Annotated in this window: 40 protein-coding genes; 23 read left to right on the top strand and 17 right to left on the bottom strand. The window is 55.6% G+C overall.

Annotated features, from left to right (window positions below):
• The first annotated feature begins 267 nt into the window (after positions 1–267).
• From K1Y77_RS17240 to K1Y77_RS17225, 4 genes are all read left to right on the top strand, one after another.
• Entirely contained in the window at positions 268–480 is a 213-nt protein-coding gene (locus tag K1Y77_RS17240; RefSeq protein WP_264431552.1) for a hypothetical protein, read from the top strand.
• Between the two features lie 303 nt (positions 481–783).
• Positions 784–1,731, top strand: a complete 948-nt coding sequence (locus K1Y77_RS17235; RefSeq protein ID WP_264431550.1) for a hypothetical protein — start codon at positions 784–786, stop codon at positions 1,729–1,731.
• A gap of 612 nt (positions 1,732–2,343) precedes the next feature.
• Positions 2,344–2,619: a hypothetical protein gene (locus tag K1Y77_RS17230; protein ID WP_264431657.1), complete on the top strand. Its 276-nt coding sequence runs from the start codon at positions 2,344–2,346 to the stop codon at positions 2,617–2,619.
• Between the two features lie 44 nt (positions 2,620–2,663).
• Complete coding sequence (locus K1Y77_RS17225) at positions 2,664–2,966, top strand: hypothetical protein (RefSeq protein ID WP_264431654.1); 303 nt, start codon at positions 2,664–2,666, stop codon at positions 2,964–2,966.
• Between the two features lie 219 nt (positions 2,967–3,185).
• Here the strand turns inward: K1Y77_RS17225 and K1Y77_RS17220 are convergent, their stop codons facing one another.
• From K1Y77_RS17220 to K1Y77_RS17135, 17 genes are all read right to left on the bottom strand, one after another.
• Positions 3,186–3,329 (bottom strand): hypothetical protein, encoded by a 144-nt coding sequence (locus K1Y77_RS17220; protein WP_264431652.1) that lies wholly within the window; start codon positions 3,327–3,329, stop codon positions 3,186–3,188.
• Between the two features lie 66 nt (positions 3,330–3,395).
• The gene (locus K1Y77_RS17215) at positions 3,396–3,656 is read right to left on the bottom strand and encodes a cupredoxin domain-containing protein (protein WP_264431650.1); all 261 of its coding nucleotides are present in this window, start codon (positions 3,654–3,656) and stop codon (positions 3,396–3,398) included.
• A gap of 2 nt (positions 3,657–3,658) precedes the next feature.
• Positions 3,659–3,901 carry a hypothetical protein gene (locus K1Y77_RS17210; protein WP_264431648.1) on the bottom strand — a complete coding sequence of 81 codons (243 nt, stop codon included), beginning with the start codon at positions 3,899–3,901 and terminating at the stop codon, positions 3,659–3,661.
• 37 nt (positions 3,902–3,938) lie between these two features.
• Positions 3,939–4,589 (bottom strand): ParA family protein, encoded by a 651-nt coding sequence (locus K1Y77_RS17205; RefSeq protein WP_264431646.1) that lies wholly within the window; start codon positions 4,587–4,589, stop codon positions 3,939–3,941.
• 194 nt (positions 4,590–4,783) lie between these two features.
• Positions 4,784–4,999, bottom strand: coding sequence for a helix-turn-helix domain-containing protein (locus tag K1Y77_RS17200; protein ID WP_264431644.1), 216 nt, complete (start codon positions 4,997–4,999; stop codon positions 4,784–4,786).
• Entirely contained in the window at positions 4,996–5,799 is an 804-nt protein-coding gene (locus K1Y77_RS17195) for a hypothetical protein (RefSeq protein WP_264431642.1), read from the bottom strand. Before K1Y77_RS17195 ends, K1Y77_RS17200 begins: the two co-directional genes overlap by 4 nt.
• A 221-nt stretch (positions 5,800–6,020) precedes the next feature.
• Positions 6,021–6,278, bottom strand: coding sequence for a hypothetical protein (locus K1Y77_RS17190; protein WP_264431640.1), 258 nt, complete (start codon positions 6,276–6,278; stop codon positions 6,021–6,023).
• Between the two features lie 14 nt (positions 6,279–6,292).
• Positions 6,293–7,075, bottom strand: coding sequence for an ORF6N domain-containing protein (locus K1Y77_RS17185; RefSeq protein ID WP_264431638.1), 783 nt, complete (start codon positions 7,073–7,075; stop codon positions 6,293–6,295).
• 254 nt (positions 7,076–7,329) lie between these two features.
• Positions 7,330–7,566, bottom strand: a complete 237-nt coding sequence (locus K1Y77_RS17180) for a hypothetical protein (RefSeq protein ID WP_264431635.1) — start codon at positions 7,564–7,566, stop codon at positions 7,330–7,332.
• Complete coding sequence (locus tag K1Y77_RS17175; RefSeq protein WP_264431634.1) at positions 7,563–7,694, bottom strand: hypothetical protein; 132 nt, start codon at positions 7,692–7,694, stop codon at positions 7,563–7,565. Before K1Y77_RS17175 ends, K1Y77_RS17180 begins: the two co-directional genes overlap by 4 nt.
• Positions 7,694–8,386, bottom strand: coding sequence for a hypothetical protein (locus K1Y77_RS17170; protein ID WP_264431631.1), 693 nt, complete (start codon positions 8,384–8,386; stop codon positions 7,694–7,696). Before K1Y77_RS17170 ends, K1Y77_RS17175 begins: the two co-directional genes overlap by 1 nt.
• Before the next feature lie 166 nt (positions 8,387–8,552).
• Entirely contained in the window at positions 8,553–9,704 is a 1,152-nt protein-coding gene (gene rdgC / locus K1Y77_RS17160) for a recombination-associated protein RdgC (protein WP_320055290.1), read from the bottom strand.
• Positions 9,694–10,260, bottom strand: coding sequence for a hypothetical protein (locus tag K1Y77_RS17155; protein WP_264431629.1), 567 nt, complete (start codon positions 10,258–10,260; stop codon positions 9,694–9,696). Before K1Y77_RS17155 ends, rdgC begins: the two co-directional genes overlap by 11 nt.
• Positions 10,261–10,270: 10 nt before the next feature.
• Complete coding sequence (locus K1Y77_RS17150; protein ID WP_264431626.1) at positions 10,271–10,552, bottom strand: hypothetical protein; 282 nt, start codon at positions 10,550–10,552, stop codon at positions 10,271–10,273.
• A 5-nt stretch (positions 10,553–10,557) separates the two neighbouring features.
• Positions 10,558–10,995, bottom strand: a complete 438-nt coding sequence (locus tag K1Y77_RS17145) for a hypothetical protein (RefSeq protein ID WP_264431624.1) — start codon at positions 10,993–10,995, stop codon at positions 10,558–10,560.
• Positions 10,988–11,245 carry a hypothetical protein gene (locus tag K1Y77_RS17140; RefSeq protein WP_264431622.1) on the bottom strand — a complete coding sequence of 86 codons (258 nt, stop codon included), beginning with the start codon at positions 11,243–11,245 and terminating at the stop codon, positions 10,988–10,990. The genes K1Y77_RS17145 and K1Y77_RS17140 overlap by 8 nt, the downstream gene beginning before the upstream one ends.
• A gap of 141 nt (positions 11,246–11,386) precedes the next feature.
• Positions 11,387–12,040 carry an XRE family transcriptional regulator gene (locus K1Y77_RS17135; RefSeq protein WP_264431621.1) on the bottom strand — a complete coding sequence of 218 codons (654 nt, stop codon included), beginning with the start codon at positions 12,038–12,040 and terminating at the stop codon, positions 11,387–11,389.
• A 191-nt stretch (positions 12,041–12,231) separates the two neighbouring features.
• On the opposite strand from K1Y77_RS17135, the gene K1Y77_RS17130 reads away from it, so the two are divergent.
• The 19 genes from K1Y77_RS17130 to K1Y77_RS17040 all read left to right on the top strand — a co-directional run bounded on the left by K1Y77_RS17130 (position 12,232) and on the right by K1Y77_RS17040 (position 24,662).
• Complete coding sequence (locus K1Y77_RS17130) at positions 12,232–12,456, top strand: hypothetical protein (RefSeq protein WP_264431620.1); 225 nt, start codon at positions 12,232–12,234, stop codon at positions 12,454–12,456.
• Complete coding sequence (locus tag K1Y77_RS17125; protein WP_264431619.1) at positions 12,453–13,025, top strand: hypothetical protein; 573 nt, start codon at positions 12,453–12,455, stop codon at positions 13,023–13,025. The genes K1Y77_RS17130 and K1Y77_RS17125 overlap by 4 nt, the downstream gene beginning before the upstream one ends.
• Positions 13,016–13,426 (top strand): hypothetical protein, encoded by a 411-nt coding sequence (locus tag K1Y77_RS17120; protein ID WP_264431618.1) that lies wholly within the window; start codon positions 13,016–13,018, stop codon positions 13,424–13,426. Before K1Y77_RS17125 ends, K1Y77_RS17120 begins: the two co-directional genes overlap by 10 nt.
• Positions 13,423–13,662: a hypothetical protein gene (locus tag K1Y77_RS17115; protein ID WP_264431617.1), complete on the top strand. Its 240-nt coding sequence runs from the start codon at positions 13,423–13,425 to the stop codon at positions 13,660–13,662. Before K1Y77_RS17120 ends, K1Y77_RS17115 begins: the two co-directional genes overlap by 4 nt.
• Positions 13,649–13,981, top strand: coding sequence for a DUF1064 domain-containing protein (locus tag K1Y77_RS17110; protein ID WP_264431615.1), 333 nt, complete (start codon positions 13,649–13,651; stop codon positions 13,979–13,981). The genes K1Y77_RS17115 and K1Y77_RS17110 overlap by 14 nt, the downstream gene beginning before the upstream one ends.
• A 2-nt stretch (positions 13,982–13,983) precedes the next feature.
• Complete coding sequence (locus K1Y77_RS17105) at positions 13,984–14,412, top strand: hypothetical protein (protein WP_264431613.1); 429 nt, start codon at positions 13,984–13,986, stop codon at positions 14,410–14,412.
• Complete coding sequence (locus K1Y77_RS17100; RefSeq protein WP_264431611.1) at positions 14,409–14,570, top strand: hypothetical protein; 162 nt, start codon at positions 14,409–14,411, stop codon at positions 14,568–14,570. Before K1Y77_RS17105 ends, K1Y77_RS17100 begins: the two co-directional genes overlap by 4 nt.
• 76 nt (positions 14,571–14,646) lie before the next feature.
• Positions 14,647–15,039 (top strand): hypothetical protein, encoded by a 393-nt coding sequence (locus tag K1Y77_RS17095; protein WP_264431610.1) that lies wholly within the window; start codon positions 14,647–14,649, stop codon positions 15,037–15,039.
• A complete protein-coding gene (locus K1Y77_RS17090; RefSeq protein WP_264431608.1) occupies positions 15,040–15,432 on the top strand; it encodes a hypothetical protein in 393 nt (130 codons plus the stop codon).
• Positions 15,433–15,535: 103 nt separating this feature from the next.
• Positions 15,536–16,804, top strand: a complete 1,269-nt coding sequence (locus tag K1Y77_RS17085) for a tyrosine-type recombinase/integrase (RefSeq protein WP_264431606.1) — start codon at positions 15,536–15,538, stop codon at positions 16,802–16,804.
• Positions 16,805–17,034: 230 nt separating this feature from the next.
• Entirely contained in the window at positions 17,035–17,580 is a 546-nt protein-coding gene (locus K1Y77_RS17080; RefSeq protein WP_264431603.1) for a glycoside hydrolase family 24 protein, read from the top strand.
• A gap of 10 nt (positions 17,581–17,590) precedes the next feature.
• On the top strand, positions 17,591–17,950 hold the full coding sequence (locus K1Y77_RS17075) for a phage holin family protein (protein WP_264431601.1): 360 nt from the start codon (positions 17,591–17,593) through the stop codon (positions 17,948–17,950).
• Positions 17,947–18,369, top strand: a complete 423-nt coding sequence (locus K1Y77_RS17070) for a hypothetical protein (protein WP_264431600.1) — start codon at positions 17,947–17,949, stop codon at positions 18,367–18,369. Before K1Y77_RS17075 ends, K1Y77_RS17070 begins: the two co-directional genes overlap by 4 nt.
• A 402-nt stretch (positions 18,370–18,771) precedes the next feature.
• Positions 18,772–19,272, top strand: coding sequence for a DUF1441 family protein (locus tag K1Y77_RS17065; RefSeq protein ID WP_264431598.1), 501 nt, complete (start codon positions 18,772–18,774; stop codon positions 19,270–19,272).
• Complete coding sequence (locus K1Y77_RS17060; protein WP_264431596.1) at positions 19,265–21,340, top strand: phage terminase large subunit family protein; 2,076 nt, start codon at positions 19,265–19,267, stop codon at positions 21,338–21,340. Before K1Y77_RS17065 ends, K1Y77_RS17060 begins: the two co-directional genes overlap by 8 nt.
• A gap of 11 nt (positions 21,341–21,351) precedes the next feature.
• Complete coding sequence (gene gpW, locus K1Y77_RS17055; protein ID WP_264431594.1) at positions 21,352–21,579, top strand: gpW family protein; 228 nt, start codon at positions 21,352–21,354, stop codon at positions 21,577–21,579.
• A 1-nt stretch (position 21,580) separates the two neighbouring features.
• Positions 21,581–23,077 carry a phage portal protein gene (locus K1Y77_RS17050; protein ID WP_264431592.1) on the top strand — a complete coding sequence of 499 codons (1,497 nt, stop codon included), beginning with the start codon at positions 21,581–21,583 and terminating at the stop codon, positions 23,075–23,077.
• A 2-nt stretch (positions 23,078–23,079) separates the two neighbouring features.
• Positions 23,080–24,258, top strand: a complete 1,179-nt coding sequence (locus K1Y77_RS17045) for a head maturation protease, ClpP-related (RefSeq protein ID WP_264431591.1) — start codon at positions 23,080–23,082, stop codon at positions 24,256–24,258.
• Positions 24,259–24,293: 35 nt separating this feature from the next.
• Positions 24,294–24,662, top strand: coding sequence for a head decoration protein (locus K1Y77_RS17040; RefSeq protein ID WP_264431589.1), 369 nt, complete (start codon positions 24,294–24,296; stop codon positions 24,660–24,662).
• Positions 24,663–24,666 lie beyond the last annotated feature (4 nt).

The raw sequence follows: 24,666 nt of genomic DNA, 5'->3' as shown, positions 1-24,666 counted from the left end.
TTAAATACCATTCTTAAAAACCTGCATTATTATCAATGCGTTGCGTTTGATTTGTAGCCGCTAACTTTTGTGGTTTTATAAGAAAGCGAGTGGGTAGTGAGCATAATTTTGGCGAATTGAGCGAATCCTTAAAATAGGTAGTGCATAGCAAAAATCGCTTAAGGAAAGCCGCGCAGCGTTTCTCCATTAGCATTATGCGGTGTAGTATGATGCTGTATAAATACACAGTTAAGAGGCCGTAAATAGGCGCGCCGGGGAGGCAGTACAATGATTGATCAGCAGGGCATGACGCAGGGATTTAACAACAACGCATTAGTGGGGATTAATCAGCGCGACACGCTGCAAAATATCGATGTGATGCTGGAGTATTTGCAGACAAACGGCGAGGATCAGCACGCGGGCACCCACATGATTCTAACGCTGGTGCGTGATGCGCTGGGGCATGAGCTGCAGCAATCGGGTAAGCTGGGCGCGCACTGACGGCGGGTTGAAAGCGTTTTGAAGAAATTTTTTTAACACAGTTCGTGTCAAAACGCTTTTTGGATGCTAGGATTGGCAAACAGTGAATTGTTGATCAGAGCTGGGCAGCACTTATCAACAATGAAGAAATACTTATAAATTAACCAGATAGACGCCCAAAAGAAAAGCCCCAGTTTGGCGCTGGGGCTTCTCGGATGTTCTGCAGCACAGCGGAAAAACTGGGAAGCAAAACCGACATATCCAGTTTAACTGCTGTACAGAGCGCGGGCAAGTCTCAAGCGAGATTTGCGAATGGATGCAGCAATGAAAGCGCCCCTAGTCTGGGGGCGGGCGCAGTATGAACACCCCGGCAAATACTGGGGCACTGGCAACCGGTGCGGGCATGACCCCGCGAAGGGCGAGTTTGAACGCTATTGCCAGCCGCTGAAAAAAGGGCAGCTGCCCAAGCTACTGCAATCCCTTATAGACGGTGCGAAAGCCTACTACACCAGCCCCGGCTTATTGCCCATGTTGGCCAACTTGAACGGCAAGGCGAACGCGGACGGCAACCCCCGCTGTAACCGATCTGAGGCCCGCGCTGCTGAGTCGCTTGTTCTCTCTGCTATCATTCAGTTTACCGAGTTCGCCAGCCTGCGCGTGGGAACCCCGCTAGCCGATGGCGGTTTTAAACACCGCAGCTGTGCGGAAATTGCCCGCGTGGCGGGTTTGCTTGCCCCAGGCAGTACCCCCGAAGCCCCTGAGCCTAGCCAACGCTTTTGGCGCGCCTTCCGTCGGCTGAAGCTGGCGGGCGCGTTTACGGTGCATTTGCAGCATGAAGTAAAAGCCGACGGCACCAAGCGGGCGCGGCCTGCTGTGAAGTTGTTAAACCCGGATTTCCTGCTGGCGCTGGGGCGTGTGGGCTACCAGCGTTTTAAAGAATTTCGGGATTGGTGCAGCAACCGCATTAAGAAAGCCCGTAAAAAGCACCGCGAGCAGTTCCCCGCCCAGCACGATGCCGCCGAAGCTCGCCGCCGTTTAGCGATGGAAGTCAACGGCCCCAAGGCGATGTATAAGCAGCGCCGGGGTAAGAAGGATCTGCCCGACGCGAACGATGAAAAAGAGCTGCAGCGGCGCTATAACCGCGAGGCCACCGCGTATTTTGCTGAGATAGTGACGAATAACCCCGGCGCGAGCTATGCCGAGGTTAACAAGCTGGTACGCATCAAATACCCGCCTTATGACGAGTGGCTAGACCGACAGCGACGACACTAGCCCGCCGCTAGTCCGCCCCAAACGCCATACAGCGCCCCACGCCGGGCGCTTAGCCCGTGGCTAAGTGTTACCCCTGCAATGTTTCCCCGCTTTTTTTAGCGCCGCGCTGGCGTAAAATCCCCCCCGATCTAACCCCAATACCACCCCAAGCAAGCACGATACCCGCCGATGATTCGAACCCCCTCTAAAGATATAAAATTAAGTGATTTGAAATAAAACTTAGGTGATATGGCAATAAATTAGCTGTACACCGTTAATATGCTTTTCTTATGTAATTAAATAGGTTCAGCTAACCCCCACTAGCGTGGGGTTTATCCACAATGCCCGCGCAAGCGCGGAAGCTCTCTCAAGGGCAAGGGCTTTAAATGCCTGCGCAAGCGCAGAACCGCTTTATGCTGACGCCCAGCGCGGCGCGCTGGTTGTCCCAGGGGCTGCGCCCCTGTACCCCGCTCAAAACCAAACCCACCCCGTTAGGCAGCGGTAAGGGGCAATGCTCTACTGGGTCGGGCTTCGCCCGTTCGCCGCGCGGGTATAATTTAAATTTATAGTTCAGCGGGCGGCTTGCATGTCGCTACGCGACATAAACCCCTACCCCCCGGTAAACTGGTGACCATGAACTTGACCCGCACCCTCTTCCAGCTGCAAGCCATTCGCTGCGATGACTGCAATGGCCATGGCTTTACCCACGGCCTATTTCATCGCTTCCCCTGCGATGCGTGCGGCGAGGTGGGCTACGTGCAGCAACATGGCCAGCGGCGGTTAGATCGGCTGGCCATTGGCGTCATTGCCCGCGTGAAAGCACAGCAGCAATCAGCGGCGGCAGCCTGCCGGGTAAACCGGGGCACGCCTGATAACTGGGTGCTAAAAAATAATTTCCGGGGTGATTAGTGGCTGCTATAGTGGGTAAAATGTCACGCTAAATGGTGCCGCCAATGCCTCGCCCCAAGCAGATGAACGATAACGAAGTGGCCACCTGGCTAGCGGTGCTGCTAGACACCGCGTTCGACCCTGCGCATGATGCTGTACAGCAGCAAGGCAAGGCGCAATTGCTGGCGCTGGCCAGCGATTTCACTCACTACCCCGATGATTTTCCCGATACCCGCCGCGCTCAGCTGTTGTTGAGGTGGGTTAGCATTTGGCTGCCCGACGACTGGTGGCCACGTCTGCAAAATCGCGTGCGCAAACGTCGTTCACGCGTTGGCGCTGAAAAGTCCGATGCGACTAACCATGGTTAGCTTTTTATTGAATAGCTGTGATTTTTTCCCGCCTATTGAATGAAATTCAAGATTATTGTCATTATCTTGAATTTCTTGTTTGCAGCGCAGCACCGTAAGAATATATACCGTTATCGGAGGCGCGCGACCGTTTAGCCAGGTCATTAACCTGGTTATATGCCTCGCCAAAAATCAGGCACAAAAAAGCCCGGCGGGTGCCGGGCTTCTGTTATCTGTCGATCAGCTTATGCGTGTAATGCGTTCAACGGCACGGCGGGTGATGATGCTGCATTGTGCTAAATAAGCGCTCAGCGCTTCCATTGGCACGGTGTGCAGCTGGTTTAACGGTGTGCGGGCGATTGTGGTATATTCTGCTTTAGACATGATAGCGAATCCCATTGATGTTGTGTCTGCGTTGCGCCTGCAGGGTCTAGCCACCCTGCAGGCGTTTTACTTTTGCGCTTCTAGCCAAGCGCGCTGCTCTTCCAAATACTCATCGATATAAAAGCCGATAGTGCCTAGCGCGTCTTCGTACGTTGAAAACGTGGCGCTGACCGTGCGTGTGAGCTTCATGTAGTTGGTGACGGTCACTTTTACATCGTCGCCTTCCCGAGCGAACACCACCCCGCCCCACAAATTATCCTTGTAAAACCACGTTTGAACGTTCTCGATCCACTCCTTTTCTAGCTGCTCTTTTTCTTCGCTGGCCATGGTTAACCCTTCCCTTTTTCGCGCTTGTAGGCCGCCCAGGCTTCCTTTAGTACGTCCACCATTTGCATGTCATGCTCGACGGCAAACGCTTTAAATTCGCGGCGCATTTCAGGATCAACGCGGAAATTGAGCGGCACTTTTTCGCCGCTTTCCGGCTTAGCAGTGTTGTTGCCCACCACCGGACTGGGCGTGGTGGCGGCTGGCGGTGCGCCTTTGCTGCTGGGTTTGAGTGTGGGTTTTGCCATGCTGCTTACTCCTGCGTTATTGCGTGCTAGCGTTATTTCACGCTGACTGTACGAGTGTTTCAAAGCGGTTGATGATGTTTTGTATCAATTCATCGGCTTGGGCTTTCGGGCCTTTGAACGGCGTTTCGACGATAGATAGCCCTTTGTCTTGGGCTAATACAAAGGCGTCGCGCTCTGGCACTTGGCCATCTAGCACAAAGTAGGGCGTGTGGCTGAGGTAGGCGCGGGCGTCTTGCAGCTGGGCTTTACTCTTGCCCACTTTGCTAAGCGCTATCGCGATGCGTTCAACCGGCACCCCTTCTTTGCTTGTCAGGTTGTTGGCCAGTCGCACGGTGGGTTCTAGGTCGTCAACGCTTAGCGCGGTGGGTAGTACTACTAGATCAGCCAGCCGGGCGACTTCGGCGGTGGCTTTTGTGGCGTGGGGCGCGCCGTCAAAAATCATAAGGTCGTAGGTGTCGGCTACCTTGAGCGCGCTGGCCACGGTGCCAAAGGTTTCAACCGCCACTTCTGGCGTTACGCCATTTTTTAAGCGCCGCTGCAGCCATGTAAAGCTTGTTGACTGGTTAATGTCGAGGTCGGCTATTTTTACATTCCAGCCAGCAGCGGCGTAGGTGGTGCCCAGTGCCCTGCTTAGGGTGCTTTTACTAACGCCGCCCTTCTGGCTGACAAAGGCTATCTTGTATCCCATTGGTCTCTCCTAGTGTCTGCGTTATTGCGTGCTAGCGTTATTTAACGCAACAACGCTAGCACGCAATAACGCTAGTATAGGCAAGCGGCGCTAGGGGTGCAATAAATAACGCTAGCGTTATAGCGTTTTTTAACGCTGTTTATTTTTCAGTGGTTTAGGCACAAAAAAGCCCGCACGGTGGCGGGCTTGGTGGGTTATTTGTTGGCGCGATGTTCTTCTATCAAGCGCTCTAGCGCGACCTGTAATAAGTAGCTCATGTTTTCCCGATAGCCAGATTTCAAGTGCTGCAGGTATTTGCTAGTAACGCCTAGCCGTTCTGCTAATTCCTTTTGACTGCTGGTGATGCTTAACGCTTCTTTGATCAAACCCGGCGCTTTGGCCGGGTCGTGGTGGGTGCGGGCGTCAATCATTCGATCTCTACTGCGTAGTCAATGCCAGCCGCTTCATATAGGTCTTTAGCGAGCCACCCATAACCAAGCGCTTTCACAAGTTCAGCTTCAGTATCAGCCACAACGGCGCTGTGGCGGGTGCGCTCGCCTTGCCAGCGTGTGCGCCCAATTTCCTCGCATACCAGCTTGCCGCCTTTGGTGCGGTAAAGCGTTAGCTCAGTCCAGCGGATGTTGCGCGGGCCTTCAAAATGGTGGCTGCTTGCAGTGGCAACCTGCTCGCCTTTAAAGCGCAGATCGGCATCGTTATCGCGCTCTACTGTAATGGTTTCCATGTCGTCGTCCTCGTCGGTGTCTTCGTCAACTGCTACTGGTCCAGGGCGCTTGGGTAGTCGCTTTTCAGCGGCTACTTCCCACTCAACATTTTGAGCCACTTCGTCACGCACGATCCGCTCAGCGTCGTCTGCATCAATCTCGTCGCCGTCATCATCCACTGCAACGTAGCCCCCCATGTCGAGCACGTTTTCGCAGGCTTCGTTGAACTCGACTTTAAAATCGTAGGCTTCTTCCAGCGACTCGGCGCGGCTACCTTTTTCTGGGTTGGCCATCCAGTCGATGGCGTAAGTGATCTCTGGATATTCCTTGGCACGCAAAACGGTTGATCCGCAAAGCCAGTAGTTGTAGCGCGTTTCGATGATAGGGTCATCGTTATCATCCAGGCCAACAATCTCTTCATGCTCGTCAGCGTTGAGATCGTCAGCTTCAGTGCTTTCGATGATCCAGGTGATTTCGGCCAGCTGCTGTTCAGTGATTTGCTTAGTCATTGTCTTATTCCTTTGCGCCGGTGTCGGGCCGGTACCCTTGGGCGGTCTGCCCGCATCGCCTTAGCGATGACTTAACTATAGGGTATCTTAGATACCCTTGCAAGGGTTTCAAGCAAAAAAAAGACAACTAATTTTTTAACGCTATGACGCTAGCGTTTTATAACGCTGGCGCTCAGGCACAAAAAAGCCCGCGCGGTGGCGGGCTTGGTGGGGTGCTGGCTTTATCCGGCTACTGAGTGGATCTGGAAGTGAAACCGTAACTTAGCTAGTTTTGCGTGGTCATGCTCGACGGCGTCGCCAAATTCCATATCAGGGTTGGCGTCTTGAATGGCCAGTATTTGCGCCTGGCGTGATTCGTCATAAAGCGTTATATCAGCATCGCCTATGGTGTACGCCGCTAGCCGTTTGCTGGGGCACTCATCAATCACCGCTTGCAGCTTCTTTATCCAGGATTTTTCAGCTTTGGTTAGTCTGGCCATGGTGTTAGCTCCTTTTACTGCTTGGCCAGAAGGCCGTTATTAATCAACACTTGTTTAGCAATGGCTTTCCAATCCGGGCGTTTGCCGATGTGGTGTTGGCCGCCTGCCATTTTGCTAACCCACGCGGTGTAGGGCATTCCTTCGCCCACTACCTCTTTTAAAAACGATTGCTGCATATCGCGCCTGAAATCTTCGTACTGGCGCACGTTGTGGCGTAGCGATTGTAGCCGATCCAGCACGGCGGGGAGGTCGTCGGCGCTTAAATCTTCGATGCGTTTTAGGCAATACTCGGTGCGCACGCTGTTGTAAAACCACCCGGTGGCGCTTTGGCGCATGCCGTTAAAGTTTTGAAACACGGCGTTCGCGGCGTTGGCGAGCTGTTCGCGCTGGCGGTGGTCGATGGGCGTGGGGATCGGCTCGGCGGCGGTGGGCTGCATTGCGCCTTTGACGCGGAAATAGCTTTTGACTAGCTGGCGCTGTACCTGCCATGCAAGATCGTCGGTAAACGATTTAACAAGCATGAGGTAGCCGGTTTCGGTGAATAGCGTTAGGCGCGTGGTACTCTCTGGAAATATGTCTGAATAGGTAGCACGAAATTCGTGCCACCTTTTAAAATCAACACGATAGAAGTCTTCGTCTTCAATGAAATGGCGTTTGTTGGCGCTAAAGCTGCGCCGGGCTGTTCGCTCAGGTCGGCTATGTGCTGCGTCAATCATGGCGAAAGTAACAACAGGCTGGCCTTGAAACTCAATATAGGGGAGGGCGACGCCTGAAACGGAAACGGTAGGCATGTTCATTGGGTGAATCTCCGTGCGGTGTGTTCGGAGTTCGCCTTTCGCTGTCAAACGAGGGAGGCGAACCGTGCGCGGGTTGACAGACCGGACACCACAGGGAACCGGCGCACCAAAGGTGCCCCACGCACGGCCCGCCATAATGATCATGCGGGCATAAAAAAAACGCCTACACGATAAAACGGGGCGCTGCGCGCCTGCTTGTGTTTCGAGCTGTCAAACCCGGTCGCTGATTTTGCAGCGACACGGGCAGGGTAGCGCTATGGTGTGCAGGCGTCAATTGCCACCCCCAGTATTTCTGCCACCAGCCAGCAGGCTTGCGGCTCGCCCAGGTGGGCGAGTGCGCTTGTTGCTGTGGCGGTGCTAATCACCAGTGTGAAGGTGTGCATGATGTTGGCGGCGAGTTTGACGTTAGCCGATATAGGGCGGGTATGGATGAATAACAGGCCCGCCACCGCGATGCCTATGGCGATGCCGCATAGGAGTATGCCTATCATGGCTGTTCTTCCTGGTCGATGGGGTCGCCGTTTTGATCGAGCGTGTCCATTTCGGCTTTGGCCAGCATGCCAGCGGCGAACGCGCCCACCGCTGCGATGCAGATTAGGCCGGTGATGAGGGGATGCATTAGTTGGGTTCCTGCATGGCCGCCGCTATGTCGTCGCGGGTGAGGGTGTGGGCGCGAACGTGGGCGATGGTGTAAAAATCCGGGCGGCAATGGGTGTCTGCCCAGGCTTCTATTAGGATCTGTAGCGTTTGTTGTTGTGGCTCTTCTAGCTCGGGGTAGGTTTCGGCGTAGTCGCCGTATTCGTTTTCTGCACGATCCGCCATGGCGTCAATAACAACGTCATCCAGGTCGTTGATAAATTCGCGGGGCTGAGCGAGGCGTTTTACGCCGATGTAAACGGTGTCGCCAACTACCAGCTCGCGGTCTTCGATCAGCTCGCCTAGATCGTCATAGATGCCGCTTTGCCATTCGTCATCCGTTGAAAATACCGTTTCGGGTGGTGGCGCTGGGGTGGCTGCCGCTTCGGCGCGTTCTAGGCGGTCGTATTCCGCTGCTAGTAGCGCCATGGCTTTGATGATGTTGCGCTTGGGGTCTTCGCTGGGTTTCCACCAGTTTTCGTGCCATGGCCATACAAACGGCGCTGCTTTGGTCATAGCGAACCCTGCCGCTTGTTCGCCTGCGCGCATTGCGTAGCATCCAGCTGCCCATGATATTCTCCCTGGTTTATTTTGATCGTCATGTTCAGCGGTGAACCCTTCTTCGTGGATTTGGCGCTGACGCTCTTCTAGGGTTTTGATGATGGCGGTGTGCATGTTGTCGGTTCCTGTTGTTGCGTTATAGCGTGCTAACGTTATTTAACGCTGGCGTTTTTGTGTAGCCAGCGCCCGCAGGCGGGGCATATTGGGTTGCTGCCTAGCATCCAGCCGGGCACGTTATTTAGGCGGCAGCGGCTGTTGAGGCAGCGGTATTCAACGGGTTTCATGCGCCGCGCTGGCCGTAGGGGTTGGGTATGTGGCCGTCACGTATTAGCTGTTCATGTAGCCGTTGCGCGCGGTTGTAGCCGATGGTTAGACCTCGCTGCAGCTTGGTTACCGTTACGTTTTCACGCTGCTGGGCGATTAAAATAGCTCTTGGGTATTCGGAATCTTCCTCTTCAAATCCGCCGACCTGTTCGCCGGGGTGGCTGTCGTCGGGTCGGGTGCCTGTTTCGCTGGCTATTTCTCTGACGCTAATGCCGCCTAGCATGGCGGCTAGGCTGTCGATGGCCTCCGCTAGGGCGTTGGCCATCAAGAAAAAATCGCTTTCTAGGCGGGCGATGCGGTCGTCGCCGTCGTCTTGAGCGTCGGCTTGCTCGATGAGTTTGTCGCCGTAGCGCAGCGATTTAAGCGTTAGGTTTTCGGTAAGCACGGCGCTTACGTTGTCGTTGATCGTGACCGCTAGTTCAGTCGCTAGCCGCCCGCTTTCTAGTAGCTGCTGTATTTCGTCGCTGTCTAAATCGACTTGGTTAGCGGCTATTTTGCCGTCGTCGCCTTTTGCTTTTAGCGTGGCTTTGTCACGTAAAGCGAGGTTGGCCGGGCGGGTGCTGGCATCGCCTAGCCAATCGGTCATGGCGCGGATGGGCAGCGTTTGGGTCGTCAGCGGGGTGACCTTGAGCGTGCCCAGAGTTTGGCGTAGCAGGTCTAGCAGCTCTTCACAGCGGGTGCGGCTGGCGCTGTTGATGATGATGCGGTTGCGCTGTATGTCCCACCATGCGTCAATTTTGGTGCTTTTGACGAAAGCGCGGGGTAACAGTTCTTCGGTGATTTGCTCTTTAAACGCGGTTTTTTCGCCGCGTGTGACCTTGCGGCCTTCGCGGGTCTCAATCTCTTCTACCTTCTCTTCTAGCGCTTCTTTTACGACGCTACCGGGCAAGATGCGCTCTTGTTTGAGCATGCTAATGAGTCGGTGCCCCTGGCTTTCGTGCAAATACACTTGGCTGGCGCGGCCTGCTGGGGGCGTCCAGCCGTAGCGGCTGGCGTCGGCGCTGCCTAGCGGTTTGGCGGCATCGCCCGCTAGCATGTCGTTTAACGCGATGCTGTCGAGGGCTTCGTTGTTGTGCAGCTGGTAAACGTTGATGTTGTTAAACCACATGATGGGCTGTTCCTGTGTTGGTGTTGTCGTTGCGTTGCGCGCTAGCGTTATTTAACGCCCGCTTTTCTTCGCGCTGTTTTTGGCGTTTTTGGTTGCGCACCTTGTTGCCGATCTTGCCCGCTTCACTTGGCGATGCCGGTGGCGTGCTTAGCGCTTTTTCAAGCGTCCAGCCCATCACACTCATGCGTCGGTAAACCGTCGCGGTGGTTAGTCCATTTTGTGCTGCCTGCTTGCTAATAGGGTTTTTCATCCGGTCGTGATATGCCTGCAGCTTTTTAATAATTTGCTGATCGGTTAGCTCGGTGCCTTTATTGCGTTTGCGATAGTGGGTAATAGCGGTTTCTGGTAGCCCTGCTGCTAGCGCTGCTTGCCGTGCGCTGCCTTCCACGTATTTTCCTAACCGTTGCTGATGTTTCTTGTTAATCGGCGTCGTTGCGGCTTTTCGTGGGCTGTGACCCAGCCGTAGCCGCGCTTGATAGCAGTTGCGGCTAATGCCGTTCTTTTTAGCTAGGTCTTGCCAGTATTTGGGCGGCAGTTCGTTGGGTAAGATTTTCACAATGGTCACCTCACGCTGTTAAAACGCGTTCTTGTTCGTGTGGGTAGTGGGGGTTGTGGTAGCACCATTCGCTGCGTATGCGGTGGGGGAAGTGGTAGCCATCGCAATAGCAGGTGTACTTTCGCCAGCCTCGGTTATCTGCCCATTTATCAATGACTAAGGTGTCGAATTGACCGCAGTGCTTGCAGCGTATGCGGCGGGTATAGTCGTTCGGGTGCTTCGCTTTGACTTGCCGACCACGACAGGCGCGACAGCGGCAGTGCCTGCGCCGTGGGCCTGTAATGATGTGCATGTTCACTAGCTGGCCTGTTCCTGTAGGGTGTAAGCGGGTAGCGCGTAGGCGTCGGCCATGGCGCGGTGGCTGCGCACATTGCGCTGTGAGCTAACTGGGCTGCGCGAGGGTTTCGGGGCACGGATGGCCATTAAATCGCCGGGGCTTGCGTTAATGCTCAGCGCGGCGAGCATTAAGCAGAGTGCACGGGGTAGTAGTACGCCCAGCACAAACGCGCGTGTAATCATGTGTGGCTTTGATTGCGCGCCTAGCTTTGCCCGCAAGCCTCTTTCTAGCTGCTGCTGTTCGGTGCGGCTGGTGCCGTGCATCACGGTGATAGCGCTGGGTGCGTTGCCGTTGGCCAGTGCTACTAGGTGGGCGATTTCTTGCGGCGTTAGGTGCTGGCTGGGATGGCCAATAACATCATCATCGCGCCATTGCTGGCGTGGGGCGGTGTTATTCATAACCGCCCCCCATAGCGAGTTCTGCCAGCGCGTTTTTTATGTCTTCAAGGTCGTGGCGGTGGCGCGAGATAAGCGCGTGCAGGTTGTCGAGTTCTTCCGCTGGGTACTCGCCTTCGTCTAGCGCGCACTGAGCCATTTTTTCAAGCGCACACGCGATAGCCACGCTTTCGCGCAATTCATGATGTAGCGCTTTAGGCGTGCGAATGGTCGGTGGCGATGCGTTGATGGATGCTAGCGCGTGCGTTGTCATGATTAGTGCTCTCTTGTTTACACAGTCTGTGTAAGAATGACACTAAATGTGTAATTCAGCAAGCCAAAAAAACGGCACTTTGTGGGTGCCGTCGGGTTGTTGCGGGGGTTTTGTCGTTGCTTTTGCTGTTAGTACAAAGGCTTAGCGTTCGTGTTCGATAATGGCAACACGACCAATAATGTTGAGTGCTTGCAGCTGGTCGGGGCTTAGGGTTTCGTCGGGGTATTGGTGACTGTTTTCGGCGCTCATGGTGTAGCTGCCGTTAATTTCTGGGCGTATCCAGCGTAGCCATATTCTATCGCCTACCAAAATTGCGAACAGGTCGCGCACGCTGGCAGGTTTGCGGCTCATATCAATTAACGCTAAATCGCCCTTGCTGATCACCCCTTCCATGGCGTCATCTTCGGCTTTCACGGTGATTAAGTTGCTGTGCTTTAACCCCTTTTCGGCTAGATAGTCGTCGCGGTAGGCCGCTACGTCGGTAGCATTTTGCACCGTTAGCGAGCCATCGCTAGTTTTAACGGTGGTGCGGTCTAGCACGACATAGCGGCTGTCAATCATTCGGTTTGTCCAGCCGACAAAATAGCCGGGGTTGCAGCCGGTGACGTTGCCGATGTCTTCTAATTCTTGGTAGCCGGGCATGCGTATGCCGAGTTCCCAGTTAGTGTACCGGGAGCGCACGTACCCCAGTGCTTCTACGGCATCGCGAATCGACCACCCCAGGTGCTTGCGCACTTCAACTAACCGATCAGCGATTAGTTCTTTTTTGTCTTGCCTGCCGCTTTGCTGTGACATTTTTGCGTCCCGTTTATCTAACTCGCCGTTGATGCCGTCCGTGTGCGGTTTCGGTGATTAATTTTCGGGTAAATATTACCTCTTAGGCAATAGTAATACACAAAGCGTGTAATGGGGGAATAAAAAAACCTTTGTACGCGGGCAATCTTCACGCTAGTCTTAACACACTTAGTGTTAAATGGTGTGCCAAAGTGTTGCTAAATGATTGGATAGATCAAGTCGGCGGCCCTGACTGTGCGGGCGAGCTGCTAAGCGAGAAGCCGCGCACGGTGATGAGCTGGTATCGGTTTGATCGCGCACCTAGCTTGCGCACCGCTGGGCGCATTGTCAGCTTGACCGCTGGCGCAGTGGACTACAACGGCATCTACGCCCCTTGGGCGGCGGTGCTGGCTGAGCGTGATGGGGTGGCAGCGTGAGCGCGTTCATTCACCCTGCTGGGCTGGCGCAAAGCGAAGGCGTTACGGCAATTGGTGAGCAGTATGGCTTGATTGGCTATGCGCGCTATTTGCTGGTGCTGGAAACCCTCGCCGCTGACCCTGCCCCCGTTTCGATGAGCTATGAGGCGTGGGGCGATTTGATGCAGGCCGACGACGATAGCGCCCACGAATTTTTGGCGTTTTATCAAGAGCAGGGGCTGTTGGTGGTCGAGGATGATGGCAGCACGCTAACGGTTCACAGCCCCGACTTGCAGCGCGTAGACCCCAGTAGCGCCCAGGCACCCACCGACGACACGCTATACACCCACGCTGATCAGTGGGCGAGCTGGTTTATTAACGACCTCGCTTACCCGCTTAAAACCGCCAATAGCCCCGAAAACCGCCGTTATTTCGCCCGCTGGTGCGCTTCCCGCGTGACCGTGGGGGATATGAGCGCGGCGGTTGAGGTGGCGATTGAGCAGGGTAGCGGCGTAACCGTGGCGGCACTACACCAACACCTACAGGCGCTACGCGCTAAACGACTACAAGAGGCAGCGGAATGCTATTAATCGGTATCGCAGCGGCTAACCCGCTGGCGCGTGAGCAGGTGGCTAAGGCCATGAAAGCGGCGGGCGTTTGTGCCGTTTCGTGCTACTCAGACACGCCCGCAAAAGCGAACAATTCCCCCCGCGAAATGCTACGCCGCTTGGATCGCCTGAACGAGATGATCAAAGCGACCCCGGCAAAAGGCGCTGAATGCCTAGTGGCCGTGCATCTAGTGCATGAGGTGGAGGCTAGCCGCATTCGCTCGCTGGGCGGCCATGTCGTGCATGTTGAGGGCGTGCCGAGCGACGAAGTACCGATTGTACGTGGCGATTTGCTGGTAACTGCCACCGATGGCGGCCACCGGCACTTTATCGATGGCGAAGCCGCGCTTTCTGAGCTTTGGGTAAACAAGGGGGCGGCGTGAGCAGATACGCACGGGGCGCGGCCATTTTGGGCGCTAATCCGCTTTTTCGTGAATTTATCACGGCTACTACTGGCCGCCCGGTTCCTGATGATAAGGCGGCAGCGGCGGAAGTTCGCAACGCGTGCGGGGTGCTTAGCCGCCGTGAGCTGGATGGTAACGAGCAGGCCGGGCGGGAATACCTGGCGCTTGTTGAGCGGTTTAACGATTGGCTGGGGGCGCGTCATGCAGCGTCATAACATGCGCCGCCGTGTGCCTAGTGTGTCTAAGTACGGCAATAAAAAGGTGGAGATTCACGGGCATAAATTCGACTCAAAAAAAGAGGCGAATTATTACCTGTATCTGCTGAGCGAGCAGCAGGCCGACCGCGTAACTATGTTCCTGATGCAAACGCCGATAGCGTTGCCGGGCGGTGTGAAATACATCGTTGATTTTGTCGTGTTTCGCGCTGATGGAACGGTTGAGTGGATCGACGTTAAAGGCATGCGCACAGACGTTTACAAGCTCAAAAAACGGCAGGTCGAAGAGCTGTACCCGCTGACGATCGTGGAGGCGTAGCGGTGGGGCGTCGCGCGGCTAACGATCTGGATGATTTGCTAGAGCGCTGGGCGCGCTGGTGCCTTGAGTGCGCTGGCGCTGGGTTTGGTACGTCGGTTTTGGGGCTGTTGATCGACAACGGCGGCATCGTTAGTCGCTCAACTGGCGGCACCGGCGGTGAGCCGATGTGCGCCCAATCTTACCCGCTGGAAGAGCGCATAGAGTACGCGGTGGTGGCGCTGGCGCGTGACGACCTGTTGGCCGCTGACGTGCTGCGCTTGGAGTACAACGCGGGCGTTGCGCGAGTAGTTAATCGCCGCAAGCTGCGTGGGTATGACCACCGCAATATTGGCCAGCTGCAGAAGGCGCACGCGCTGGGCGTAGGGGTGGCCACCTACCGCCGCAGGCTGGCAAAGGGGCGTGCGCAGATAGAAACGACGCTAGCACTATGACTACTAAAGCGGTTAACCGCGTGTTTCGTGTGACCGCTTTAGTAGGCAATGAGCGAAAAACGTTTTCGATGGTGGTGCCTGCCGCCACCAGCAAAAAGGCAGCAAAGCAAAGCGTTATCGCCCGCTTTGGGGCGCATCGAGTGGTAAGCGTTAAATAACGCTAGCACGCTATAACGCAGTAAATGGCAATGAGCGTTGGCGCGCTATTCAAAACCGACAGTAGGAGGGCAGTAGATGCCTAATTTAGATTACCCCCGGCTAGTGACTGGGCATGCCGTTAGCGGCAGCGGGCGCGGCGATATGGGGCAGGCCGTTATTGCACACGGCCCCTATTCCCCAGGGCGTGCGCAAAACCATTACCTGATTGGTGTGGGCGCTGACTGTGAGCTGATGAGCGGCGGCGCTCAGGTATTGGGCTGCATTAGCTTTCAAGACGGCAACCCGCAGGAGGTGGGGCCTAATGGCGTGACGATAGAGGCGGTGCTGGCGGTGTGCGCTGATCGCCTTGAGCATTTTCAAGGCGGGCCGCATGCCAACCGTTATAACGCTGAGGCGCTAACCGGTATTGAGCGCGCGCTTGAAGCGCTTAAAGACCGCACGCGGGAACGTGATGCAGGGGGTGCTTAAATGGATATTTTCGGTATAAGTGATGCCGTTTGTGCATCGGCTGACTCGTATTTTAAAGAGTCTCACGCCACTGGCCGTACTGCGCGAATGCTTGAGCTGCTAAAGCCGGGTGACCGTGTGGTATGTCATAGCTGGGAGGATCACCGGCAAATGCACAAGGTGTTAGCGCGACTCAATTTGAAAGACGTTTTGCCGGTCTTGGTGCCGGTTGATAAAAGCCATCATATTGTGACTGGGTGGCCAGCGGCTCGCGGGGTTACTTATTTTACTCACGAATGGCTAGAGGCTTACTGGTTGCATGAAATGGGCCGTATAAAAAAAGACCTTCAGCAGTTAAGTTTTTTTTCAAGCTATCAGTGCATAGCCTTTAAGAAACTAGGGCTATCTAAGTAATCATAACGCTAGAACGCTAGCGTGATATAACGCAATAACGCAACGGCTCAGCCCGGCGCATTGACCCCCTGGCGGGGGCGTTGCTGTCTCGGAGTTTGAGCCAATGCCCCGCACTGTTGTACTTCCCCTTTCTGATGCTGCCATTAAGCGGCACATTCAAGACCCTGATATTTTCCAGTTACGCGACCCGCGTTACCCGTTGCGGGTGCGCTTTCATGCGTCCCGTGAGCGTGCTAGTTGGTACGTGGTGCGTTATGCAAATGGTGATGATCATTGGCACCGTGTGGGGTATTACCCGGAGCTAACGACCCGCGCGCTGCTGGCGCGGCTGGGCGAACTTGAGGCCCAGTTGGCGCTTAACCCGGCGGGGCCGGTGGGCGTTGATGCGTGGGAGACTGCCGCCGATCTGCTGTGCTGGTATCGCGACCGAGTGGCTAGAAGCGGGCGCTTGTCGGGTGCGCGTAAATCTGCCGCCAAGACGGCTATCAATAAGCATTTGTTGCCGCTGTTCGGTAGTGAGCCGCTTAGCGCTATCACCCCCGCCCGCATCGATAGCCAACTGATATGGCCGCTGCAAGAGTATTTTTCCGCGTCGTATGTGCGGTTGATTTTTGGTGTGGCCAAGCAGGCATTTAAGCAAGCGCACACGTTAAACCTATTGGACGCCAACCCGCTGGCCGGGGTGAATGTTAGTGATTTTATCGATGTGAGTTCACCCCCTAAAGCCGGGGCGTTAAGCGCTGCTGAGGTTCCCAGGGTGATAGCGGCGCTACGTTCGTGTGACGCACCGGGGTGTTTTCTGCTGTTGCTCATGCTGCTGTTTGGTACGCGGATCGGTGAAACGCGGCTGGCTAAGTGGAGCCAGTTTGATCTTGAAGCGCGTACCTGGACCATCCCTCCCGAAAACACAAAATCAAAACGACAACACCGGCTTCCCTTAACGCCGATGGCGCTAACCCTGCTAACCCGTTACCGCAACTATCAAACCGCGAACGGCTATCGTGGGGTTTATCTGTTCCCCGGCGGCACGAAAGGCAAGCCGTTATCTAAATCAGCGGTGTTTGATCTTGTCGTCACAGCAAGCGGTGGTGAGTGGCATTCCCACGACCTGCGAAAGCTGGCGCGAACTACCTGGGCAGATATAGGCGTTGAGTATCTAGTGGGTGAGCTGTTGTTAAATCACCAGCTGTCTAAATTAGATCGCACCTACATTCATACCTATGTTGAGCGTCAATCACTCGATGCGTTAGAGCGTTGGCATGCATGGCTATATGAGCGCGGTTTTAACGTGTTTCTGACCGAGACAGAACCAAGATCGTCGTTTTATCACAACAGCGCCCACGCTCAATGGTGGCAAGGCGCGGCGGGGTGATGGGCAAACCTATCTGTTAAGAGTATCCAGAGCATAGCGCGGTGGTGGTTGGTATGCTGGCATGTAACACTTTCGCGGGGGATTTAACACGCATGGTGTTGCATTCGGTGATAGTTTCATCTATCGTTTATGGCAAGTGGGGTTTTTGCGTTCCCCCGAAGCCCTGCAAGTTTCCCTTATCTTATTGGCCGCCCCTAATCCGGGCGGTTTTTTTATGCCCGAGGTTTGCTATGCCTGCCCATTCCCCAATGCATTGGTTTGATGAGGCAGAGTTGCTGCTGATTGAACCACCCGCCCCAGTTGATAACCGCGCGGGCAACGTGTCGGCGTTTCTCGATATGTTGGCTCATGCGGAGGGCACTACCCGTTATGGCAATCAGGACGGCTACAACGTGATGGTGGGCGGCGGGCTGTTCGATAGCTACCACGATCACCCGCGCAAATCGGTTTGGCTGCCCGCTTATAAGATCCGCTCAACCGCTGCTGGTCGTTATCAATTCCTGATTCGCACATGGGATGACCTGGCTAAGCGTTTCGGCTTGAGCGACTTCACCCCGGCTAATCAGGATCTAGGCGCGGTGCATCTTATCCGCCAGTGCAGGGCGTTATCGCTGATACATGAGGGACGCATACGCGAGGCTATTCACGCCTGTCGCCGTATCTGGGCGAGCCTGCCGGGTGCGGGTTATGGGCAACGCGAGTTAGCCACTGATGAGTTATTGCAGGTCTATCACGACGCTGGCGGCGTTACCGTCGATCAATCGCGGCCTGCCTGAGAGGTATGCCATGAGTAATCAAAAAGAGAAGCGCACCATGCCAAACAAAGATCCAAGTAACTGGCAGTGGCTGGTTAACGCTATTCCCTATCTATCTCTAACGCTGGTGACATTCGTTGCTGGATTCGTCAGCGTTTTGCATAACGGCGGCGCTTGGCCTAAAGCGTTCATGGCGGCAACGCTGGGAACGCTATACGCGGTGCCGCTTTACCCTGTTTTTCTTTGGGTAGCTGAGCGTTACAGCATGCCGGAAGAGGCAGCGTTCGCCGCTTGCGTATTCCTAGCCATCATGGGCGTTGAGTGGGTGCGCAACAAAGCCGATGCGTTGTATGACGTGCTGCTGGGCTTCTTCAAAAAGTGGCTCAAATGATCAGCCGCTTGCTAGGCGGCTTAAAGCCGTGGCTGCTGGTGGCAGTGCTTGCCGCCGCGCTTGCTGTTGTCGCCTATGTGCTGGTGTTGCGGTCACAGCTGGATAGCGTGCAACACCAGCACGCTAAGAGCCAAGCCGCTTTAGACATAACCACCGCGACTTTGGCGGTGCAGGTAGAGCAAAACCGTTTGTTGGTTGAGGCGTTGGATGTGCGCGAACGTGAATTAAACGACGGCGCGCAGCGCATCGACCGACTGCGTGCCCAGGCAGAAGCCTTGGGGGCAGACGATGCGAATGATGTTTCTAAAGCGTGGGCTAATCAACGCCTGCCTAGCGATGTTTCTAGCTGGGTGCGCGACCTCATCACCCCCGGCGATGCAGGAGCCAAGAGTTCAGGAGCTGCCGTGGTTTCTGACTGAGCCGCGCCCTGCCCCAGTGCGCGAGGTGACACACAACCGTGACCTGCTTCGCCTGCTAGCCGACTACGAAGCATTGCGAATGAGGTTCAACGCCGACCGCCGCGCTGTCGCTCTGATCTTTCGCAAGCAGAAAGACGAGGATTGAGCGTGCTAGAAATTATGTTCTTTTTTGGTGCAAAAAAACGCGGGTCCTTCTGGCTGGCGTTTGCTTAGACCACGGGGGACAGCAGCCCCGGATTTCGGGAAATTTTCGGGTTTTCAGGGTGTACCGCCGCAGGTGGGCATAATCCCGCGCGGTTGAGCGCGGCGTTAATTGAGCAAGCTGTACATCAAGGCGCTTGTTTTTAATCAAATCATGTACAGCTGAGCGGGGGTAATCAGCGCCGCAAGAGGTGGGCATCTATGGGCGAGGTTTTGAATAGCAAAGATGCCTACAACTGGTCTGTAAGTAAGATTGGCCAAGCCTTCGGTTTAGACCGTCGAACGGTGGCAAAGCGCCTGCAGGAAAGCGGCGTTTCCCCGGCGGGATCAAAGCGCGGCAACCCTACGTATGCGCTGTCCGATATTGGCCCGGCGTTGTTTGGTGAGAAGAAGCCCATTGCTGGTGGTCTGGATTTTGATCAATTCCCGCATGAAAGAAAGGCTTGGTTTCAATCTGAAACTGAGCGCCTGAAAGTTGAAACCCAGCTTAAACAGCTTGTGCCTGCGCATGAGTTTGCCCGTGAAATGAGCATGCTTGCCAAGACGGTAGCGGCTGGCCTGGATTCATTGCCCGATGCGTTGGAGCGTGATGCAGGGCTAGCCCCCGAAGCTATCGAGCGCGTGCAGCACGTTATTGATGCGTTGCGGGAAGAGATGTACCAAGCAGCGGTAGGGGATACGGAGAGTGCAGACGATGGCTAAAACTGCTGACGCTGCCGCTATCCGCCGCGATATTGCTACGCTGTTACGCCCGCCGCGCAGGGTGCGGGTCAGTGAGGCGGTGGCCGAGTCGATGTACGTGGTACACGGTAACGGCACTAAAACGCTTTGGAAGCCTGACAAAACCCCCTACATGATTGAACCCATGGATTGCATGGGGTCGCGCATGTATGACGCGGTGATATTTGTTGGCCCGGCGCGTACAGGTAAAACCATCGGGTTAGTTGATGGTTTTATTTGTTACAAAATTATCAATGACCCCGGCGATGGGCTGGTGGTGCAAATCACTGAGGCTAAAGCTAGCGAGTACAGCAAAAAACGTTTACAGCGTAGCTTTAACGCCTCGCCTGAATTATTGAAACGGCTCAGCCCGCGCGGTCACGACAACAACGTTCACGACATTATTTTTCGCGCTGGCAACATGCTGGCGATTAAGCATCCCTCAAAAAATGTTTTCGCGTCGTCGGACTATCAATTTGTGCTGCTGACCGACTACGACCGGATGACCGAGAACGTAGGCGGCGAGGGTTCCGGCTGGGTACTGGCTAGCAAGCGTACTCAAACGTTTGGCTCGACTGGCATGACGTTAGTAGAGAGTTCGCCCGGCAGGCCGGTGCTAGATGCTGATTGGCAACAGCCGGAGAGCGAGCCGCACCGATCCCCGCCGACTACTGGGATATTGGATCTATACAACCAGGGCGACCGCCGCCGCTTGTACTGGCAATGCCCGGAGAATGGTTGTCGCCGCTGGTTTCAGCCGATTCAAGAAAACTTCAACATGCTTAGCGCGCGGGTGTTTTGTCCGCATTGTGGGAATGAGCTAGACCCAAACTTAAAGCGTGAGCTGAATTTGTCGGCGCGCTGGGTGCCCGAAGGTTGCGAGTTAACCCTTGACGGTGAGCTGATAGGCACCCGCCGTGAAACTCGTATTGCATCTTTTTGGATGGAAGGCCCAGCGGCATCGGATCAAACATGGGCTTCGTTGTTAAGCAAGCTCAATGCAGCCGAAGAGACATTTCAAACCACCGGCAATCAAAAAGACCTGCAATCGGTTATCAACGTTGACTGGGGTCGCCCCTACGTTAACCGAACCCCAGGCACCAAACGATCAGGCCAGCGGCTAAAAGATCGCGGCGAAGCCTACCAGCATCGCACCGTGCCCCATGGGGTGCGGTTTCTTACTGCCGCTGTTGACGTTCAAGGCGGTAAAGATCGCCGCTTTGTGGTGCAAGTACACGGCTGGGGGCCAAACCGTGAAACCTGGCTTGTTGACCGCTTCAACATCAAAGAAGATCGCGGCCCCGACGGTGACCAACCGCCCCGGCACATTAACCCCATGACGCAGCCCGAAGACTGGGATTTGCTAACCCGCGACGTGCTAAAGCGTACCTATAAGCTGGCGGATGGCAGCGGACGGCGTATGCCGGTTCTAGCCATGGGTATAGACACCGGCGGCGAAGGTAAAGGCACTGAAAGCGTTACGTCTCAAGCGTATGAGTACTATCGCCGCTTAGTTAAAGATGGCCTGCAAAGTCGAGTTTATTTGCTCAAGGGCGGCAGCACCAAGACCGCTAGCCGCATTCGTAAAACAGAGCCAGATAACACCGGGCGAAAAAATCGCAGTAGCGGCGCGCGCGGCGATGTGCCGCTTTACCTGCTGGGCACCGACACGCTGAAAGATACCGTCGCGGCGATGATCGACCGAGAGGAGCCCGGCGCGGGCTACCTGCACACGCCGGATTGGCTGCAACTTTGGTGGTTTGACGAGCTGACCTATGAAGTGCGCGACCCAGCTACCGGCAAGTGGTCGCGGCCCGGCAGTAAGCCCAACGAAGCGTTTGATTTGTTCGTCTACAACCTTGTGGTGTTCATCCTGCTGAAAGGCGAAAAGATCGACTGGCAAGCGCCGCCCACATGGGCCGACCACTGGGATGCCAATCTATTGGTATTCACCCCTGATGATCCCGACGCCGACACTGCCCAGCCGCCAAAAGCCGCCGCTGCACCCGCTGCCAAACGCCGCCGAAAAGTGGTGAAACCCAGAATTTAGGAGCGCCGCTGATGGCCTTCACGACCGAACAGCTTGCCGAGGTTCGGCAGGCCATTATTGATTTAAGCACCGGCAAGCGCGTTGTCTCGATTACCCAAAATGGTCGAACAGTGCAGTTTGACCGCACCGGACTGCCAGAACTTGAAGCGCTTGAGTATCGGATTAAAACCGACATACAAGCGCAAACCGGAAAGCGCCGAACGCGCACTCGCTTGGTCATGACCAATAAGGGGCTGTGAAATGATCGCAAATAAGCCCCGCATCCGCATGACCGTGCGTGATGGCAAACAAGTGCCGGTGCGCGCCTATTACGAGGGCGGCAGCCACCGCCGCCGGATGGCAGGCAAGGGCACGGCGGTGACCGGACCCAACGGCCCCATCGAAAACTCGCTTTCTACGCTGCAGGCCCGCAGCCACCACGCAATTAGAAACAACGCATACGCCGCTAGCGCTAAAGAAAAATACGTTTCCAATTTGGTAGGCACTGGCATTAAGCCTCAGTGGGGAAACCCTGTCATACAAGCGTTATGGGATGAGTGGGTAGAAGAAAGCGACGCGGACGGTATAGATAATTTCTACGGCCAGCAGGCGCTTGCAGCGGGTGCGCAGTTTGAGGCGGGCGAGGTATTGGGGCGGTTTCGCTACCGCCGCACCAGTGACGGCCTAAGCGTACCGTTACAGCTGCAGGTGGTCGAAGCCGAACATCTAGACCCAGCGTACTCGCAAGCCTTTGGCGGGCGATTGATCAAGATGGGCATTGAGTTTAATGCCATCGGCCAGCGCACCGCTTTTCATTTGTGGCGCTACCACCCTCACGAAAACCTAACGATGGAGCTAAACACGCGGGTGCCAGTGCCTGCAGATAACGTTATTCACATGTACCGCCGCACTCGCCCCGGCCAGTTGCGCGGTGTGCCAGAGCTAACCAGCGTCATTGTGCGGCTCTATGAGATTGACGAAATGCAGGACGCCACGCTAGCGCGGCAGAAGCTGGCGCAATTATTTGGTGCGTTCGTTAAACGAAAAACCAATCAAGACCCAGAGCAGGAAGGGCCATATTTTGGCGAGTTAGTGAAAGCCCCAGGGGAAGTAGAGCGCTTTGAAGAGTTTACGCCCGGCGGCATTCACTACATGGAAGATGACGAAGAAGTCACTTTCTCGGCACCGCCAGATATTCAAGGCCAGTACACCGAGTGGCTACGTACTGAGCTGCTGGCGGTGGGCGCTGGCGCTGGGCTTACCTATGAGCAAATGACCGGCGACCTAAAAGGCGTCAACTACAGCTCAATACGTGCGGGCCTTTTAGAGTTTCGCCGCCGCGCTGAAATGCTCCAAGCCAATTTAATGGTGCACCAGTGGTGCCGCCGCGTCGCTGCCAAGTGGCTAGATGTGGCGGTAATTACTGGGCGGCTAATCATTCCTGGCTACTGGCAAATGCGCAAAGAGCTGCTGGCCATCGACTGGATCGCGCCCAAGTGGGCATGGGTAGACCCGCTAAAAGAAGTCACCGCCGACATGCTCGAAGTGCGCGCAGGCTTTGCCCCGCGCAGCGAGAAAGCAGGCGAGCGTGGTTGGTCGCTCAACCTGCTGGATGCAGAAATTGCCAAGGGCAACCGGAGCGCCGACACCTACAAACTGGTGTTGGATTCAGACCCCCGTATCACGGCCAAAAATGGCGGGCTGCACAAAGCGCTTGAAGCATTGGCCGCCAACGACGACGAAAACGAGGACGATTAACCATGACATGGTTTACAGCACAAGCGCTGGCGAGCAACCCGCGAAAAGCAAAGGTGGTGATTGATAAGCCGATTGGCTCAGATTACGCGCCTGATTGGATTGTCGATTTTCGCGGCGAAAAGCCTGCCCGTGAGTTTATCGCCGCTGTTGATGAGCTAGGCGAGTTAGACGAGATCCACCTTGAAATGAACTGTCCTGGTGGTGATGTGGCCAGCGGCGTGCGTATCTTTCACTACCTCAAAGACCACCCCGCCCAGGTACACGTAAAGGTGACCGGGCAAGCGGCAAGCATTGCAGTAACGATCATGCTGGCGGGCGATACGCGCACCATGGGCGTAGGCACCACCATGATGACCCATCGTGCTAGCTCGCTCATGGTGGGTTTTTATAACGCCAAAGAGATGCGCGATACCGCCGACAATCTCACGAAGTTTGATGATGCAATTGTTGATTTGTTCGTAATGGCGACAGGCAAAACCGCCGACGAGATCAACGGCTTGCTAGATCAAGGTGACACCGTAATGAGCGCTGACGAAGCGCTCGAATGGGGATTCGCTACCGACAAAGACGCCAAGCTGCAGGCAGTAGCATGCGCCGACCTTGCGCACTTTAGAAAGCAGCTGGAAGAGCGTGGCGAGCTGATCAATCTGCGCGCAAAAGTGGGGGCTGTTAACGCCACCATGACCGCCGCCGATGCGTTAGCGCTGGCGTTCGACATTACCCCTGAAGAAGCCGAAACCCAAGCTGCTGACTTAGGTGATCAGATTATTGCCCTACGGCAGCAATCCCCCGGCAATGCCAGCGAAAGCAAGCCGCTAGCGCTGATTGCTAAGGCGCTAAATCTTGAGGTTTCCGCTATTCAGCAGACGCCAGAAAGCGCCGTTGCTGCCATTGAGGCGCTGCAAGGTGCCCAGCCAGAGCAGGCGGTTAACGCAGAGCGCGCCCGCGTGACCAGCATCATTAAGGCCTGTCAGACCACTGGGCAACCCCAGCTAATGGAAAAGCTGATTAGTAACGGCATGGATGAAACCCAGGCCAGCGAATACGTGATGGACGTAGCCGCCGCACACGGCGAAGGCCAGCACATTCACAACGGCCATTCCCCCGAAGGCGGGCAAGCGAAAAGCAAGGGTATTGATTACGACAAAATCTATGCCCGCATCAGCCCCAGGCAGGCATAGCCTGCCCTCATTAACTCAACAGAAGAGACAGCGTTATGCCAACTAAAACACACATCGAAAGCACCCACACTGGCGAGCATATTTTATCCGAGGCCAGCGGTGCCCGCTCCCGTGAGTCGGGCATGCTGGCCAGTGGCAACCTGCCAGCGGGCGCGGTGCTGGCGATGAATGGCGCAGGTGATTACGTGCCGCTAGCGCCTGCCGCCGCCGACGGCACCGAGGTAGCCAAGGCGGTGCTTTATGGCGCTGCCGATGCCAGCGAAACCCCGCAGCCTATCACCGTGCATGTGCGCGCTTGTGAGGTTCACGGCGCATTGCTGGGCTGGCCAGAAGCTGCCGACGAGGCCGCAATTACCGCAGGCACCAACGACCTAGTAAGCCGTGGCGTGATTGTCCGCGACTAAACCG

It is taken from the genome of Halomonas qaidamensis (genome assembly GCF_025917315.1).
Classification (GTDB): domain Bacteria; phylum Pseudomonadota; class Gammaproteobacteria; order Pseudomonadales; family Halomonadaceae; genus Vreelandella; species Vreelandella qaidamensis.
This window is presented reverse-complemented; position numbering and strand designations above follow the sequence as displayed.

Excerpts from the sequence above, each read along its gene's own strand:
- K1Y77_RS17150 (WP_264431626.1), bottom strand. The coding sequence starts at position 10,552 with ATGCACATCATTACAGGCCCACGGCGCAGGCACTGCCGCTGTCGCGCC.
- rdgC (WP_320055290.1), bottom strand. The coding sequence starts at position 9,704 with ATGTGGTTTAACAACATCAACGTTTACCAGCTGCACAACAACGAAGCC.
- K1Y77_RS17080 (WP_264431603.1), top strand. The coding sequence starts at position 17,035 with ATGCCTGCCCATTCCCCAATGCATTGGTTTGATGAGGCAGAGTTGCTG.
- K1Y77_RS17095 (WP_264431610.1), top strand. The coding sequence starts at position 14,647 with ATGCCTAATTTAGATTACCCCCGGCTAGTGACTGGGCATGCCGTTAGC.
- K1Y77_RS17070 (WP_264431600.1), top strand. The coding sequence starts at position 17,947 with ATGATCAGCCGCTTGCTAGGCGGCTTAAAGCCGTGGCTGCTGGTGGCA.
- K1Y77_RS17195 (WP_264431642.1), bottom strand. The coding sequence starts at position 5,799 with ATGACTAAGCAAATCACTGAACAGCAGCTGGCCGAAATCACCTGGATC.
- K1Y77_RS17235 (WP_264431550.1), top strand. The coding sequence starts at position 784 with ATGAAAGCGCCCCTAGTCTGGGGGCGGGCGCAGTATGAACACCCCGGC.
- K1Y77_RS17190 (WP_264431640.1), bottom strand. The coding sequence starts at position 6,278 with ATGGCCAGACTAACCAAAGCTGAAAAATCCTGGATAAAGAAGCTGCAA.
- K1Y77_RS17090 (WP_264431608.1), top strand. The coding sequence starts at position 15,040 with ATGGATATTTTCGGTATAAGTGATGCCGTTTGTGCATCGGCTGACTCG.
- K1Y77_RS17135 (WP_264431621.1), bottom strand. The coding sequence starts at position 12,040 with ATGTCACAGCAAAGCGGCAGGCAAGACAAAAAAGAACTAATCGCTGAT.
- K1Y77_RS17145 (WP_264431624.1), bottom strand. The coding sequence starts at position 10,995 with ATGAATAACACCGCCCCACGCCAGCAATGGCGCGATGATGATGTTATT.
- K1Y77_RS17100 (WP_264431611.1), top strand. The coding sequence starts at position 14,409 with ATGACTACTAAAGCGGTTAACCGCGTGTTTCGTGTGACCGCTTTAGTA.
- K1Y77_RS17110 (WP_264431615.1), top strand. The coding sequence starts at position 13,649 with ATGCAGCGTCATAACATGCGCCGCCGTGTGCCTAGTGTGTCTAAGTAC.
- K1Y77_RS17230 (WP_264431657.1), top strand. The coding sequence starts at position 2,344 with ATGAACTTGACCCGCACCCTCTTCCAGCTGCAAGCCATTCGCTGCGAT.
- K1Y77_RS17225 (WP_264431654.1), top strand. The coding sequence starts at position 2,664 with ATGCCTCGCCCCAAGCAGATGAACGATAACGAAGTGGCCACCTGGCTA.
- K1Y77_RS17170 (WP_264431631.1), bottom strand. The coding sequence starts at position 8,386 with ATGCACACCGCCATCATCAAAACCCTAGAAGAGCGTCAGCGCCAAATC.
- K1Y77_RS17205 (WP_264431646.1), bottom strand. The coding sequence starts at position 4,589 with ATGGGATACAAGATAGCCTTTGTCAGCCAGAAGGGCGGCGTTAGTAAA.
- K1Y77_RS17065 (WP_264431598.1), top strand. The coding sequence starts at position 18,772 with ATGGGCGAGGTTTTGAATAGCAAAGATGCCTACAACTGGTCTGTAAGT.
- K1Y77_RS17050 (WP_264431592.1), top strand. The coding sequence starts at position 21,581 with ATGATCGCAAATAAGCCCCGCATCCGCATGACCGTGCGTGATGGCAAA.
- K1Y77_RS17240 (WP_264431552.1), top strand. The coding sequence starts at position 268 with ATGATTGATCAGCAGGGCATGACGCAGGGATTTAACAACAACGCATTA.
- K1Y77_RS17200 (WP_264431644.1), bottom strand. The coding sequence starts at position 4,999 with ATGATTGACGCCCGCACCCACCACGACCCGGCCAAAGCGCCGGGTTTG.
- K1Y77_RS17040 (WP_264431589.1), top strand. The coding sequence starts at position 24,294 with ATGCCAACTAAAACACACATCGAAAGCACCCACACTGGCGAGCATATT.
- K1Y77_RS17220 (WP_264431652.1), bottom strand. The coding sequence starts at position 3,329 with ATGTCTAAAGCAGAATATACCACAATCGCCCGCACACCGTTAAACCAG.
- gpW (WP_264431594.1), top strand. The coding sequence starts at position 21,352 with ATGGCCTTCACGACCGAACAGCTTGCCGAGGTTCGGCAGGCCATTATT.
- K1Y77_RS17175 (WP_264431634.1), bottom strand. The coding sequence starts at position 7,694 with ATGCATCCCCTCATCACCGGCCTAATCTGCATCGCAGCGGTGGGCGCG.
- K1Y77_RS17120 (WP_264431618.1), top strand. The coding sequence starts at position 13,016 with ATGCTATTAATCGGTATCGCAGCGGCTAACCCGCTGGCGCGTGAGCAG.
- K1Y77_RS17185 (WP_264431638.1), bottom strand. The coding sequence starts at position 7,075 with ATGAACATGCCTACCGTTTCCGTTTCAGGCGTCGCCCTCCCCTATATT.
- K1Y77_RS17180 (WP_264431635.1), bottom strand. The coding sequence starts at position 7,566 with ATGATAGGCATACTCCTATGCGGCATCGCCATAGGCATCGCGGTGGCG.
- K1Y77_RS17045 (WP_264431591.1), top strand. The coding sequence starts at position 23,080 with ATGACATGGTTTACAGCACAAGCGCTGGCGAGCAACCCGCGAAAAGCA.
- K1Y77_RS17085 (WP_264431606.1), top strand. The coding sequence starts at position 15,536 with ATGCCCCGCACTGTTGTACTTCCCCTTTCTGATGCTGCCATTAAGCGG.
- K1Y77_RS17075 (WP_264431601.1), top strand. The coding sequence starts at position 17,591 with ATGAGTAATCAAAAAGAGAAGCGCACCATGCCAAACAAAGATCCAAGT.
- K1Y77_RS17140 (WP_264431622.1), bottom strand. The coding sequence starts at position 11,245 with ATGACAACGCACGCGCTAGCATCCATCAACGCATCGCCACCGACCATT.
- K1Y77_RS17060 (WP_264431596.1), top strand. The coding sequence starts at position 19,265 with ATGGCTAAAACTGCTGACGCTGCCGCTATCCGCCGCGATATTGCTACG.
- K1Y77_RS17210 (WP_264431648.1), bottom strand. The coding sequence starts at position 3,901 with ATGGCAAAACCCACACTCAAACCCAGCAGCAAAGGCGCACCGCCAGCC.
- K1Y77_RS17215 (WP_264431650.1), bottom strand. The coding sequence starts at position 3,656 with ATGGCCAGCGAAGAAAAAGAGCAGCTAGAAAAGGAGTGGATCGAGAAC.